Below are 14,612 nucleotides of genomic sequence, written 5' to 3'. Positions count from 1 at the left end.
TCCCCATAAGATAAGGGTGTTATGATTAAAATCAAGCACCCTTATGGTTTAAAGCAAACCGACCTCAAGCGAACTGGCTAACTAGATTATTGTGCCGGAGCGGGTTGGTCAGGCGCTGTCCCTTCTGTGCCTTGTTGCATTTGCTGTAACTGGCGCATCATCTCTAACACTTCAGGGCTAATATCTTTATTATCCTCTAGCTTCTTCATGATCTCTGGGGTTAAACCATTTGCCTCCATTTCTTTGGCAATATCAGCAGGCACGCCTAAAGACTCTAACTCAGCGGCTGTTACCCCTTCACTCGACATCTCAGGAAGTTCCTCCTCCCCTTCAGCCGCAGGAGCCGCTCCAGCACCGCCTACTACTTTGGTGAATAACTCCATAATAGGCATAGCCTTGCCATTAAGTTCTACTTGCTCACCATTGAGTTTGAGATTGAGCTTATATTGATTAGCGCTATCCTCTAGTAAACCTTGCTCCACTGGCTGCATAAGCATCATTCCGGCAATGGGGGGCAACATAGCTTTATCTGCATTGAGAATCACTGAGCCACGCACTAAATTCGCCCATTGTTCAGCACTAAAGGTTTGCATCATTAGATCATTCATAGTGGGGACTTTATCGCCGCCATGATAGGTGAGATCAATATCTAATTGGGTTTTACCTTTGGGATTATCGAGAGCAATTTTTTGTGTCAGACGGCTTTTATCTGCCACCAGCATTTTGGTAAATGCCGTTTCCATCATTTTGCCGCCAATTTCTTGAATCTTACCAAATAGCTCCATCGTCTTTTTCTGACCTTCGGGCGTTTCGGTATTGGCGTCATTAAAATCAATTTGAGACTGCACATTCTGCAATTCATTTTGCAGCTTTGTTAACTCTTCAATACCCTCAACCTTAAAATCATTATAAGCGAGGTCATAGCGAGCATTGCTGAGCATGTCCTCAGGCACACCTTTAATATTGGTAGCACTAAACCCTACTGTACCATTAAGTACCTGATCGACTTTATCGGACTTAGTATCAACACCTAAATCCAGACTAATTTCGGGCATATCTTTAGTTTTAAAACTCACTTGGCTGGATTTAAACTGCATAGTGCCTAATAGGCTAGAACCCACCAATCCAGTCATATCCACATCAGCGGTCGTTTTAGGTGCGGTAATGACCGTGCCATCCTCTAAAGTCGCTTTAAACTCGCCGCCTTCTAATTTAGCTTTACCAGTGTACTCATCTGCATTACCTGTACCTGTAATGGTAGCGCCCGCAAAACTTAAATCATTACCATCAGCTTTATAACTAATGGGGTTTACCACGACTTTACTGTCGTAGTTATTACCAAAACCAATATCCATCGTGCCTACAAACGGATCTTTACCCCCAAAGGCTTCTTTCACTGCTGACTTAATAGTGGCATCTTGAATCGACTCTTGATCCAGCGTAATAATCCAACGAGATAAACCTGTACCAATTCCCCCATCTCCCATTAATACCGGTCCATTTTTAATCTCGGCATTAAACCTTAAATCTTTGACCAACTCATTAAAGGGTGGCTGAGTCATATTTAATTTAATCACTGCTTTGGAGTTTAAAAAGCCCTGATCATAACTAACTACTTCTTGTTGCAAACCATGTACGCTATTTAATTCATTATTCTTTTTAATGAACTCGTCCATGACACCTTTGGTTTGTTGACCCACATACCATGTACTTCCCCCCCAAGCGGCAGCGACCACTACTGGAAGCGCTAACAAATAGGCTGCTTTACTCATTTATATCTCCACTGAATGTTTAGTGTTGGTCTAGATCCACATGATCATTAGACACAACTTTATTTAAGGTAATTTTAAATTGATAGATTGCGCTAGTATAGCAGACTCTCTGGTCATTAGCGGGCTAACATCTGCCTGAGCTTAACGCCAACTAACTGTAATGTCAGAACATAACTGACTAATGAAACGACCACTAATCCGCTCAACGCTCCAATGCGATGTAACGCAGAAGCACTTTGCCACCACGTTTCAACAGGCATTAGTAACCACACGGCTAAGCCTGAGACCACACAAGCGGCTAATAATTGCACCAAATACTTAGACCATCCAGTTGAGGTGCTCAGTACTTGATCGCGTCTTAACGCCCGATAGAGTAAACCCGCATTGACAAACCCTGCTAAGGCCGTCGCTAAAGCTAAACCCGCATGCGCTCCTACCCAACCCGACCAATACCACGGCAGTACAATCACTAAGTTAAAAACCATATTCGACACGACTGCAATCACCCCGATACGCACCGGAGTCTTAGTATCTTGGCGCGAATAAAATCCGGGTGCGAGCAATTTGACCAAAATAAAAGCGGGCAAACCCAAGGCATAGGTCATTAAACTCAATCCTGACATTTCTACATCGCGCCAAGTATAAGCGCCATACATCATCACTGTGGCTAAAATGGGTTCAGCTAATAAAATTAAACCCACGGTCGCAGGCAAAGCAATAATCAGCCCCAATTTTAACGCCCAATCTAAGGTCTGACGAAATTCACTCTCGTTTTTGGTAGCATGATTACTCGAAAGTCTAGGCAAAATCACCGTGCCAATCGCAACACCAATAATCGCTAGCGGTAATTCGACAAAGCGATCCGAAAAATAGAGCCAACTCACACTCCCCACCACTAAATAAGAGGCAATAATAGTATTCAGGAGCAAATTAAGCTGCGCTACGGAAGAGCCAAAAATAGCGGGTAGCATCAGTTTCATAATGCGTGACACGCCTTCATGCACCCGCTTAAATTTAAATTTAGGCATAAGACCAAGTTTATAAAGCGTGGGCAATTGAAACACTAATTGGGCAATACCTGCAAAAAATACCCCCCACGCTAATGCCATAATAGGCTGCTCAAAATAAGGAGCTGCCCAAATGGCGGCAATAATCATAATAATATTCAGCAATACCGGAGTGAGCGCTGGAATCGCAAATTTGCTAAAGGTATTGAGAATACCCGTAACTAGGGCTGCTAATGAAATAAATAAAATATACGGAAAAGTAATGCGCAATAAATCGGCAGCTAACTCAGGTTGAGCCTCTGGCTGTGAACCAAAGCCCGGAGCAAAAACCCAAATCAATAAGGGCGCTGCGACTATACCGATGAGTGTTACCACAAATAAAATTAGCGCTAATGCCCCCGCCACATGATCGATTAAATCTTGTAATGCTTCACGGCTTTTGGTTTCTTTGTATTCCGACAAAATAGGCACAAAGGCGAGCGAAAAAGCACCCTCAGCAAACATGCGCCGCAGCAAATTAGGTATTTTAAAGGCTACAAAAAACGCATCCGTTGCCCCATCCACAGGGAAATAGCGTGCTACGACCTGATCACGTATTAGCCCCATAATGCGCGAAATCATAGTCATAGCACTAATCACCGCGCCAGAACGCAATAATCGACTCATTCTAGTATTTGTCCAGACAAGAAAGCGCCATAGTGTGCATTAAAGCAATGCAGAGGTCACGTAGTGGATAAGGAAATGGTGTGGAGAGTCTAGGGCTTAGGTGTATGAGGAGATTTTGCTATACTAGGGTCAGATCATATTAAGAGATAAGCATAATGAGCGCACTTATCAAACCAGAGTTGGTGTTTACTTATGGTGACTATGCGAGTTGGCCTAGTGAGGAACAATGGGAATTACTTGAGGGTGTCCCCTATGCCATGACAGCGCCTTCACGTCAGCATCAACTGGTCAGCTTTGAAGTAGGCTTTCAGATTCGCTCTTATCTCTCTGGTAAGTCTTGTAGTATCTATGCTGCCCCCTTTGATGTGCGCTTACCGGCAAATAATGAAGCCGATGAGTTGATCGAGACCACAGTACAGCCGGATTTGGCGGTTATTTGTGATGCGCATAAGCTAGACGATAAGGGTTGTCGCGGTGCGCCTGACTGGATTATTGAGGTGTTATCCCCTTCAACTGCGTTGAAAGATATGGATATTAAACGGCGTTTGTATGAGCGGCATGGTGTGAAGGAATATTGGATTATCCACCCCACTGATACATGGTTGATGGTGTATACCTTAGGTGCTAGTGGTACATATGCAAACCATCCTAGGATGTATCCTCTCACTGATCCGGTCGCGGTGGGATTATTTCCCGATCTAGCAATTGAGTGGGGATTTTTACAAGATCGTGCTGGGTGACTGCTCTTATAAACTGTTTAACTCTTGTTGTGTGTCATCAAGTAACACTTTAATACGCATTTTTTCTTCGGCTCGCGTTTCGTAGTCATATTGCTTATATAAATCGCTCAGCTTCGTTAATAAACGTTGGCGACGCTCTGCTTTTATAGTATCAGGCGTAACGGTTGCGGTATTAGAACTACTACCAGCGACACTAGCAGGCTGCTGAGTATTATTAGAGTTGGCTTTTTGTTTATTGCCATCACCGATAATAATCTGGCTGCCTGCACCTGCTGTTATATTAATAGCGTTTTCTTTAGTCATTTTATTTACCTGTTCGGCAATTTCGTTAGGAGTACTAGCTTTTTTCAGAGCATCAATCAATTTATAGCCTGAGGGAATAGCTAGTAGATTTTGTGCATCGTCACTGACTAGAGTTTGAATCTTTATTTTTTGCTGGGCGGCACTGGTATCTAGTGCTGCTTCTAGTTGAGGATAAAATTCATCTAGTAGGGTAGCAAAATACGCGACCTCGCCATTAAATATCATTTCAATCGCACTTTTACGCAGTAGATAATGAATGACCGCTTGGGATTTGGTTTGCTTTTGCTCGATGACTTTGAGAATAAAGCCTTGTCGCCAAATATCCTCGGTGTTTTGAATCGTGACGCTTTTAGTGGGATTGTAGAGCTTATGGACTAGGCGGGCGTGGAAGCCTAGCGGTAAATAGGGCACGTCAAAGCGTAGGGTTAAAATAGGATTTTTAATTATTTCGGTGGCTTGATCTGGCTCATCAGTACTCGCTGCGTCGGGGAAGAAGTATTCATTCTTAGAAATAGCACAGCATAGCGCACGCTCTTGTAATAAATCACGGACTAATATTTCAGCTTGATATTTATCTGAGCAATTGAGAGTTTTACGAATAGCGTTGAGGCTAATAATGCCATGATTATTTCTCACTTCATCGGAATACAGTAATTTGTAGGCATTATCGACTACCCATACTGGATTAAGGCAATATTTTTCACCTTTAGCTGGAATAATAAAACCTAGCTGTTCTAATTGCGTTAAAGTGCTAGGTCTATAATCCTCAATTTCTACCTTATCAGCAATAATCTCTTCAACTTCATCTAGATTTAAAAACACTTCGGATTGATAACGAGTGCTTAGCTCATCACGTATGTCTAGCGTACTTTTAAATATAGCTCGCCTACTTTCTGAGCTTACTTGAATTAATTTTTTGAGGAAGCTTTTAAAAGTAGCTAGGTCTGGTGTAAGACAGGAAAAATAAAAAAAGCTTTGCTCATTTAATAAATCAGGAAATTCACGCAGTAGACGTTTTTGGTTTTGCTGGGTTTTGCAGTTTTCGTATTCGTTGGTGATTAGCAGGACATTGGCTTGATTGCCTGCTAAGTGGCGGATTTGATGCAACCATTCATCAGGGGCTTGCTCATGGCGGCTATCAACTACTAGGACATAAACACAGTTTTCGTGGAGGAAGGCACTGTGTAAACCGTGAAAAATGGTTTGACCGCCAAAATCCCAAAGGTATAAGTCTAGATCATTAGTTTCTAATTTAAAATCAGGATGCTTTTGCTCTAACTTTAGAGACTGGTGATTTAGGTAATCAACTCCTTTGGTACTAGGCTTCACATGTTCTATAGGATTAGCTTGCAAGCGATCTACTAATGAGCTTTTTCCTGCGCCGCCTGAGCCTAGTAAAAGTACTCGTACTGCTTGGATTTGTTCGGTTTCTTCACCGAGAATAGCACGACGTAGAGCAATGGGGTCATTAGTAATAGTATCTGATAATTTTTTTAAATAATTTTTGCCATGTTTTCCAATCGGCTCACCTTCCCACACTTTCTTTAAATCATCAGCAAGAAAATCAAGCTTTAATACTTTTAAATTGTCTAAAAGGTTGGATTCCCACTTACCTACGATAGTAGGCTTATTATCCCAAAAAGGTATTAGTTGCCACTTAAAGTCATCTTGTTTTAATGCCCATTGATAATCATTTATTATAGATAATTTGGTGGGATCAATGGTGACTTTGGTGGCTCTAGTGGCGTAGACAGTATAATTGACCACTAAGGCGGCTTCAGCAGCAGCTCTGGTAGCAGCAGCAACTGCTTTGATAGCATAATTGGCATAGTCAGTAGCATCAATCGCAGCTCTGGCAGCAGCGGCTGCGGCTCTGGCGGCGGTGTCAGTAGCAGCATCAGCGGCGACATCGGCAGCTTCGGCAAAGATAAAATAAGTTTTAACAAAATCTGATAAAATAAAAGATATTCTTATTATTGAGTAAGCATGTCCTATAGTGTTTTTTTCCCAAATAGTTTCTAGTGGTTTAGCTCCCAACACCAAAGATGCTCTCAATGCACAGCGCCATGCAAACCAAACTAAAGCATCTTTTCCTTTCTCACGATAAAGCTGCTCTAACTCCTCAACTGTAGGAAGCTGTAAATCCTCACTCATACCCAGCCCGATTCAAATTAGGGTAAAAACACTATTCTGGCATATTCAAAAACAACATTCAGCCCAAAAGCCCCCATCCCCAACCCTTACCCCCGAAATGGGGGAAGGGAGTAAGAAAGAGTAAGAACGCAGGTTTTGAAATTTGAAATCTTATTCCCTCCACCCCTTGCGGCATAAGTATCTACACAAGTTGAAGTGATGATGAGAAGATAACGGTATGGATATAAAAAAAGTTAGCGGGTGTGGATGCCCGCCTGAGTTTGCGTTATGAACGCATGGTTCAGAGTTACATGAAGGTCAGTGAGCCGCTGAGTGCAGGTATGAAAGCCTTGAACGATGGGGTGAGCAGTTTTGCCCACACACAAGCGGCGTGGCGTTTTTATGCGAATCCGGTGGTGAGTTTGTCAGTGCTGCAAGCGCCGTTAACGGCAGCGGCTCATGAGGGCATTACGGAGCGCTGTGGTTCGTATGCGTTGTGTATCCACGATTGGTCGCGGTTAGCGTATCGTCATGCGAATAAGGCAGATCGTTATGCGATTACGCATGCCAGCGATCAAGGCTATGATTTACAAAGTAGTTTAGTCATCAGTGATCAAACCGGTGAACCGATTGCCCCGGTAGCGCAATGCCTAGTGAGTGGAGTGGGTCGTCAGGCCACGTATGAGGAGGAGGTGTTAACGCCTCGTACGCATTTGGATGAGGTGAGCCGTGCGATGGAGCATCTGGAGGGCTTAGGGTTTTCCCGTCCCTTGGTTCATCTGATGGATCGCGAAGGGGATTCGGTGGGTCATTACCGTCGTTGGCAGTCATCCGGGATTCAGTGGTTGGTTCGTATTCGGGACAACCCGCAGTTGACCTATCAAGGGTCGGCTCTAGCCAGTAAAACCCTAGCAGAGCAGCTCACCTACCATCGAGCCAGAACCGTACAGGTTCAGGGTAAACCCCATGAACAATACGTGGGCGAAATACCGGTGAGTGTAACCCGTCGGTCTAAACCGAGCTGTAAAAAGCAGGTCCAACCCTCGGTCGCGGGGGAGCCGGTGATGGCACGCTTGGTGGTCAGTCGCCTCTTCAATGAACAAGGGGACATGATCGCTCAGTGGTTATTGCTCACTACCCTCACAGCCCCCACCGCCGACACACTGGTCTTGTGGTACTACTGGCGTTGGCAGATTGAGAGTTTCTTTAAACTACTCAAATCCGCCGGACATCAACTCGAAGCGTGGCAACAGGAGTCTGCACTAGCCGTCGCGAAACGGCTTTTGGTCACGAGTATGGCCTGTGTCACCGTCTGGGCGATTGCCGTGAGTCCTCAACCGGAAGTACAGCAACTTCGGCAGTTGTTGATTCGCTTGAGTGGTCGACAGATGCGTTCTAAGGTCACCTTTACTTACCCAGCCTTATTAGCTGGGTTAGAAACTTTTCTGGCGTTAGTCCAGCTACTGGACTCGTATTCACCCGCAGAGATTCAAACCCTCTCCCAGACCCTCCGTTCGGTAATGCATAAAAATGTGTAGATACTTATGCCCCTTGCGGGGGAGGGCTAGGGAGGGGGCTATCGCTGCGCCTGAAAAAACCCCGCCATCCACTGCGCCAACACCTGAGTATCAGGATCAACCGTCATACTCCCCACCGCCTCCTGCGCAATACTCTCAGGAAACACCGCCCCCGTGCGCAACCGAATCAACGCCTCCTCAAATTCACGCGAAAACTCAGGATGACCCTGAAGCGTAAAAATATGCTCCCCATACACCAGCCCCGCATACTCACAAAACTCCGAACTCGCCAACACCTTCGCATCCGGCGGCAACTGCACCACCTGATCTTGATGCATCGCATGAATCTTTAATTGCCCCACCGCTTCACTCTCTGGCAAATGCGGCAATGTCGATTTCACCTCATACTCATGCAGCCCCAAGCCCCAACCTTTAGGCGATTTAATCACTTTACCGCCCAGCGCTTCAGCAATAATCTGATGACCAAAACAAATCCCAATCAAAGGCTTTTTCGCCGCATGAATCTCCCGAATAAACCCCTTCAAAGGCTCAATCCAAGGCAAATTATCATACACCCCATGCCGCGACCCCGTGATCAACCAACCATCACACTCTTGGGGTGCAGCAGGCAATTGCAAATCCAGCACCTTATAAACCTTAAACGTCCAATCGCTAGTCACGCCCCCCAAAAGCTGTTGAAACATCAGACTATACGAACCATGTTGAGGAGCCAGCTCATTCGCCACCACCCCCGTTTCCAAAATACCAATTAACATACTGCTACTCCGTGATGTGCTGTTGTGATCACAGTATAAAAGCACTTAGGAAGAGTGTCATTGATCACTGAGCTTATCCCCCCTCACCAACTCCACCAATACTTGTAACTTAGGCAATACATGCCGATTTTTCGGATAAATCAGCCACGAACTAAAGGGATAAGGTGTCCCCTGCACCGCCTGCACCTTCAAGCGTCCTTCTGCCACATCATCCGCCACCACACACAAGGGCAATAAACCCACACCCATATTGGCAAATAGGCAACGCTTAATGACCTCCACATTGGCAAAGGCTTGACGCGGCTTTAACACTAGACCATTAGCCTTAAAATGCTGCTCAGCGCGTACTCGATAGGTACACCCCGCTTCAGTCGTAATAATCGGTTGCTCTAACAACTGATCCAGTGACAATACCTGCTCTTGATGGCGCTTGGGATGGCACACATACACCACCTCCTCCCTATGCCATTGATGCGCTTGCCATTCTGCACTCACACTTTCATTCACCACAATCGCCGCATCAATCTCAGCCTGTAGCAAAGCACGTTGATAATCAAAAGGCTCGTGGGTCAGATGAATTTCTAATTGTGGCGCTAACGCTTGCAAGCGCTCAATCAAAGACGGTAGGCGATAAATACACATCGAACTTGGCGCAAACAGTTTCAACACCCCTGAAGGTTCGGTTGTAATCGTTTGAGCTTGTTGGTGAATATCCTCCACTAAGCTATGAAACTGTTGCAACATCGGCAGCAGCTCGCGCCCTGCTGGACTCAATACAATCCCACGCCCTACCGTTTCAAACAGCTCAACCCCCAAAATACTAGATAACTCTTTAAGCTGTGCCGAAATACTCGAAGGCGCCAGATACAACTCCTCAGCAGCACGATTCACACTGCCTAGTTCCACCACTTTCAGCAGGCTTTGAATTTGACGTGGGTGCATTATGCAAAATCTCCGAATGGTTTATTTTAAATTATTCGCTTTTTATGCATATGTCACGCTGTTAGGCTTGTATTTATTAAGACCCCCTCCCAACCTCCCCCGAAATGGGTGAGGAGGCTGATACAAACGTTGGTCTTATTCCCTCCCCACCTGCGGGGGAGGGTTAGGGAGGGGGTTCTCTATTACCACTCACTAAGGACTAAACATGAAACTCTGCGTCGGCTATAAAAACTATTCATCTTGGTCACTGCGTCCATGGATTGCTATGAAGGTAAAAGGCATTGCCTTTGAAGAATTATTCTTTCCGTTTTACCACGACGACAGCCTCAATCAATTTGCAGCCGAGCACAAAACGCCTGCCCAAGTGCCACAGCTCATAGTGGGTGAGCAAGTGATTTGGGATAGCCTCGCTATCATGGAATACCTACATGAAACCTACCCAGACCAACACTTTTGGCCCGAAGATAAACAGTTAAGAACCTTAGCTCGTTGTGCTGCCGCCGAAATGCACAGCAGCTTTCAAGCCATTCGCAGCGAATGCCCGATGAATTGCCGCCAGCAGCGCCGTATAGAAGTCTCTAAAGAAGTGCAAGCAGTGCTCAAGCGTCTAGCCGAAATCTGGGCCTTATTTGAGCAAGCCCCCAATAAACCTGCGGGTGAGTTTTTAGTAGGTGAATTTGGCGCGGTCGATGCCATGTATGCACCAGTAATGTGGCGGGTGCGTAATTATGGCTTAAACGTGTCGCCTGCTTTTGAGCGTTGGGCACAAGCTATGTATGCCCTTCCCGCTATGCAGGACTGGTTAGCAGGTGCGCGTACAGAAGCCAACACCTATGTCTTAGAACACTATCATATGGGCACATTGCTAGAAGAATAGACAAATAAAAACCTACTTGATACAAAGTGTTGGGTAGGTTTGCCCCTTGGTGTAGAGTAGGGTTTTTCCAGACAAACGAGGGGTTTCACATGCGTCAGTTATTATTAATCAGTGTATTAGCTTTGGGTACTATTACCCTTAGCACACCGAGCTATGCCCGCTCTGAAGTGGTTGCGACTGCTAACTATATTGTCAATGGTGATGGTGTCAGACTTCGCGCTGAACCAACCACCTCGGCTAAAGAACTAGGCAAATTAGCCCTAGGTACAGCCGTCACTCCATTACAAAAAACGCCTAGCCAAAGTACCGTTGCTGGTAAAACCGCGCATTGGTATCAAGTCAAAACCGATCAGGGTACAGGTTGGGTATTTGGCAGCTTTTTAATTCCCACCCAAAATTATGAATCCGGTGTGTTGGAATTATTACGCACTAAATTAAAAGACGAATCTATTCCCTTTGCTAATGCTGTAGCTTTATATCACTTAGCTGATAAAGCAGCGGCTCAGGCCAAAAGTCGTAATGCTAAAGGCGAATTAGAGATATATAAACTTATAGCCTTGCAAAAGTCATTTGATAGTGTTCCGGTAGATCAATTAGATAAAGCCCCGTATAAAGCGTGGGTAAAACAGCACGATCAGAAAAATGCTTTTTATGATGAGGTTTCAGGACAATATATCGCTAATGGTGAGCATTTTTGGAAATTAGCTGATCACTATAAACGTGACCCTATTGGTGATTTTGTTACTTGGCAAGCGGCTCAACAGCGTTTAGGGGGAGAATGCGAAGGATTTATTGGGTGTATGTCAGTGGCTTTACTACGCACTGAGGGTGAGTATTTAAAACGTTATCCTAAAGGTAAATATGTCAAAACAGCACTGACTAATCTTAATGAGAATTTCAAATATATGGTAGATGATTGGAAAAAACCTGAACAAGATAGCAGTGATGTCGATTTAAAAGCGTGGTCAGCCGTATTAAAACCTTTAGCCGCTACTCCAGAAGCAACCAAGGCCCGCAATTATATCAAACAAATGCAGGCTATGAAGTAAGTTTGTTCTAGAGCCAACTATTTAGCTTCTTACTTAGAGTGTAAGAAGCATGATAAGAACTATAAACGTTGTTTAGGTGGGACGATAGCATTAGCAAACATCAGTCCCGCCACAATAGACATAAAGGTTAAAAACACCTGCACTCCAGTAGGAGTACTAATCAAAATATTTTCACCTGAAACCAAACTATTTAATCCAACATACACCTTACTCCCCGGTACTAATAATACTAAGCCGGGTAATAAGACTAAGCTCGACGGCACTTTACGGATAGATGAATATAAATTCGCATAGACCCCTACTACTAGAGCGCCTACTAACCCACCTAAACTCGCCCCAAACCAATAATTACCTAACATAGCTCCTAAATAAGCAATACACCCTGAAAGCAAGCCCCAAATTGCATCGCGTTGGCTAATTTTAAAGGTGACTAATAAAGAAGAGGCTAAACCTAAGACCGCTAAATATTGTAATTCGTTATAATTACCTAAAGGCATATGTAAATTAGTATTGCCCCACCATAAACCACCTAGTGCTAGCCCTAAAATAGTTCCAAAATATAATTTAAATAAGGTCATGGAGGCATCCATAATTCGTGCAGTTCCTGACATTAAATGGCGTGCCGCTAATTCTCTTAGACCAATAGTAAGCGATAATCCGGGAATAAAAATAATAATGCCGGATAATACTAAAATAGGTACGTTTAACTGCATACCCAATGCCGTTAAACCACTACCCAACAGCGCAATTAATAACGCCGAGAGCGGCTCCAGCATTTCTTCTACCCGTTTGGAGCGCCCAGCCCACAACGTTAAGCAATACGCTAGCCAACCTGCAAACATAGCGCACATAGTTGTGAGCGCATCTGCACCACATAGCGCAGCAAAACACAAAGAGGTACTACCCCAAGTAAAAAAATCCAACCAATCAGGGTAAGGGCTAGGTAGTTGACTGATCTGCTCTAGGCGCTCAAAGCCTTGATCTAAAGTGATTTGTCCTGCCAGTACTTGCTCGACCAATTGATGCGTAGCAGCTAAGCGATTAAGATCAATACCCCCAGGACACACGCGCATGACATGGGTAAACTCATCCTCAGAGTTTTGTTCCCAAAACACAAAGGTCAAACTGGTCGGAGTCACCAGAAAGTCACCCTCTAAACCCAATTGGCGTGTAGTATCGTTTAAGATTCCCTCTAAACGATGCGCAGGTGTGCCATATTCATGCAAGGTCTTACCCAGACGCAGCACAAAACGCCGAATACGATTTAACTCAATCTTGGTCATAGCATGACTCAATTAGGATGGAAAGGTGCTTAGTGGTGCATGATTGCTAGAATGTTCCGTAATGTCTAGCGGATACTACAAAAGTACTAAGCCCCTGGCCTAGCTAGGCAAATACAATCCAAGTCGTCGCTATATATTTCACACCCGACTTAATCAGCCCTGCACGATGCTCGTGTGTCCAAAAGGGAGGGAATAAGACTAACTTGCCCTTTTCCGGTTGCACACTGAGTTTTTGAAATAGAAAATCAGTTGTTCCGCCATTTTCTACGGGCACATCATTTAAATACCACAGCGCCACTAATTGACGCAGTGCAAATTGATGACTCCCACCATCAATATGCCAATGATAATACTCACCCGCTTGATAGCGTTGCAAATTATAGCCCATATCTTTAAAAGGGCCCTTAAAATAGGGATAAACCTCACGAAACTCACGTAACGCTAAAGCCAGAGAACGGTGTAAGTTATTATCGACATCTTTCCAATGGGGTTTATCATCGCCACTGACAAATATATCGGTAGTTTTTTTAATGCTTTGATCACTACCCATAGTTTGCCCAATACGCCCAGCATATTGATCCTGATGGGCTTGCTCAAAACGCTCTACCATGTTGTCACATAAAAAATCAGGCAGTGCATTGTGTTTAGCAAATATAAAACTATTAGGCACTAACTCTTTTAAAGTAGTGAGATGAGGAACACTGCTCATACTAAAAACCCAATTCTTTTAAACGTTCTTGTAAATAGCTGTGTGCGGTATGACGGGGTGATAACACCACTTCAGGGCGTGGATGTAAAAATAAAGGTAATGACAAACGTGATTTATTGCGCTCTTGCTCGGATGGATTAATCACTCGATGCGTCGTTGAAGGAAAATAACCATTGGAGGCTTCTTGTAGCATATCGCCAATATTAATAATCAATAAACCAAAATCACAAGGCACATCTAGCCACTGATTTTCTTTAGTAAGTACTTGTAATCCGGGTTGATTGGCAGCCGGTAAAATAGTTAAAAAATTAATATCCTCATGCGCTGCTGCGCGAATCGCATTCGGCTCTTCATCGCCATTCAAGGGGGGATAATGCAAAACCCGTAATAAAGTCTGATCACTACCTTTAATCATAGCGGATAAAGGCTCAGAGTAATGTGCGGCTACTTCAGGCGGTGAATATTGCTCAATCCAATTTAATAATTGCTCAGCAATTTGATTCGCTTGCTGGCGGTATTGCACCGTAATATCGAGTAATTCCGGTGGGCATTGCCCCCAAGGATAATAAAAATGGAAATACTCTTTGAGATCTTTAACCTGATGCCCTTTTGCGGTTTCTGACACGTCTGGCGGGAAATAACCATCAAAGCGTGGACTAAAACCATAGTGATATTTAGTAGGGCTATTAAAAAAGTTCTGCCATGCCTGATAAATCTGCGCTAAACCCTCTGCTTTAAGTGGATGATTCGCCAATACTGCAAAACCAAACTCACGCAATGATTCCACAAACTGTAAGGGTGCATCGGGGGCAGTATAATCGACGGTTAATAAGTTCAT

General features: G+C 44.3%; 12 protein-coding genes. 4 read left to right on the top strand and 8 right to left on the bottom strand.

The window, feature by feature from the left end; translation table 11 throughout:
- Positions 1 to 86 precede the first annotated feature (86 nt).
- Both IPL34_RS10850 and murJ read right to left on the bottom strand, forming a co-directional pair.
- Positions 87 to 1,772, bottom strand: a complete 1,686-nt coding sequence (locus tag IPL34_RS10850) for a DUF945 family protein (RefSeq protein WP_296841471.1) — start codon at positions 1,770 to 1,772, stop codon at positions 87 to 89.
- Between the two features lie 116 nt (positions 1,773 to 1,888).
- Positions 1,889 to 3,445: a murein biosynthesis integral membrane protein MurJ gene (gene murJ, locus IPL34_RS10845; RefSeq protein ID WP_296841470.1), complete on the bottom strand. Its 1,557-nt coding sequence runs from the start codon at positions 3,443 to 3,445 to the stop codon at positions 1,889 to 1,891.
- A gap of 155 nt (positions 3,446 to 3,600) precedes the next feature.
- Between murJ and IPL34_RS10840 the strand changes: the two genes are divergently transcribed.
- Positions 3,601 to 4,185, top strand: coding sequence for a Uma2 family endonuclease (locus tag IPL34_RS10840; protein WP_296841469.1), 585 nt, complete (start codon positions 3,601 to 3,603; stop codon positions 4,183 to 4,185).
- Positions 4,186 to 4,191: 6 nt separating this feature from the next.
- Here IPL34_RS10840 and IPL34_RS10835 read toward each other — a convergent pair whose 3' ends face one another.
- Positions 4,192 to 6,642, bottom strand: coding sequence for a COR domain-containing protein (locus IPL34_RS10835; protein ID WP_296841468.1), 2,451 nt, complete (start codon positions 6,640 to 6,642; stop codon positions 4,192 to 4,194).
- A gap of 242 nt (positions 6,643 to 6,884) precedes the next feature.
- On the opposite strand from IPL34_RS10835, the gene IPL34_RS10830 reads away from it, so the two are divergent.
- Positions 6,885 to 8,159 (top strand): transposase, encoded by a 1,275-nt coding sequence (locus tag IPL34_RS10830; protein ID WP_296841467.1) that lies wholly within the window; start codon positions 6,885 to 6,887, stop codon positions 8,157 to 8,159.
- A 38-nt stretch (positions 8,160 to 8,197) separates the two neighbouring features.
- On the opposite strand, the gene IPL34_RS10825 is transcribed toward IPL34_RS10830, so the two are convergent.
- Positions 8,198 to 8,914, bottom strand: coding sequence for a gamma-glutamyl-gamma-aminobutyrate hydrolase family protein (locus IPL34_RS10825; protein WP_296841466.1), 717 nt, complete (start codon positions 8,912 to 8,914; stop codon positions 8,198 to 8,200).
- Positions 8,915 to 8,971: 57 nt separating this feature from the next.
- Entirely contained in the window at positions 8,972 to 9,856 is an 885-nt protein-coding gene (locus IPL34_RS10820) for a LysR family transcriptional regulator (protein ID WP_296841465.1), read from the bottom strand.
- 205 nt (positions 9,857 to 10,061) lie between these two features.
- Between IPL34_RS10820 and IPL34_RS10815 the strand changes: the two genes are divergently transcribed.
- Together IPL34_RS10815 and IPL34_RS10810 are read left to right on the top strand one after the other, a co-directional pair.
- Entirely contained in the window at positions 10,062 to 10,733 is a 672-nt protein-coding gene (locus IPL34_RS10815; RefSeq protein WP_296841464.1) for a glutathione S-transferase, read from the top strand.
- An 89-nt stretch (positions 10,734 to 10,822) separates the two neighbouring features.
- Positions 10,823 to 11,782 carry an SH3 domain-containing protein gene (locus IPL34_RS10810; RefSeq protein ID WP_296841463.1) on the top strand — a complete coding sequence of 320 codons (960 nt, stop codon included), beginning with the start codon at positions 10,823 to 10,825 and terminating at the stop codon, positions 11,780 to 11,782.
- Between the two features lie 59 nt (positions 11,783 to 11,841).
- Here IPL34_RS10810 and IPL34_RS10805 read toward each other — a convergent pair whose 3' ends face one another.
- From IPL34_RS10805 to IPL34_RS10795, 3 genes are all read right to left on the bottom strand, one after another.
- The gene (locus IPL34_RS10805) at positions 11,842 to 13,065 is read right to left on the bottom strand and encodes a threonine/serine exporter family protein (protein WP_296841462.1); all 1,224 of its coding nucleotides are present in this window, start codon (positions 13,063 to 13,065) and stop codon (positions 11,842 to 11,844) included.
- Positions 13,066 to 13,168: 103 nt separating this feature from the next.
- A complete protein-coding gene (locus IPL34_RS10800) occupies positions 13,169 to 13,774 on the bottom strand; it encodes a 2OG-Fe(II) oxygenase (protein WP_296841461.1) in 606 nt (201 codons plus the stop codon).
- A gap of 1 nt (position 13,775) precedes the next feature.
- On the bottom strand, positions 13,776 to 14,612 hold the full coding sequence (locus IPL34_RS10795; RefSeq protein WP_296841460.1) for a 2OG-Fe(II) oxygenase family protein: 837 nt from the start codon (positions 14,610 to 14,612) through the stop codon (positions 13,776 to 13,778).

It is taken from the genome of Thiofilum sp., from assembly GCF_016711335.1.
In the GTDB taxonomy this organism is placed as follows: domain Bacteria; phylum Pseudomonadota; class Gammaproteobacteria; order Thiotrichales; family Thiotrichaceae; genus Thiofilum.
This window is presented reverse-complemented; position numbering and strand designations above follow the sequence as displayed.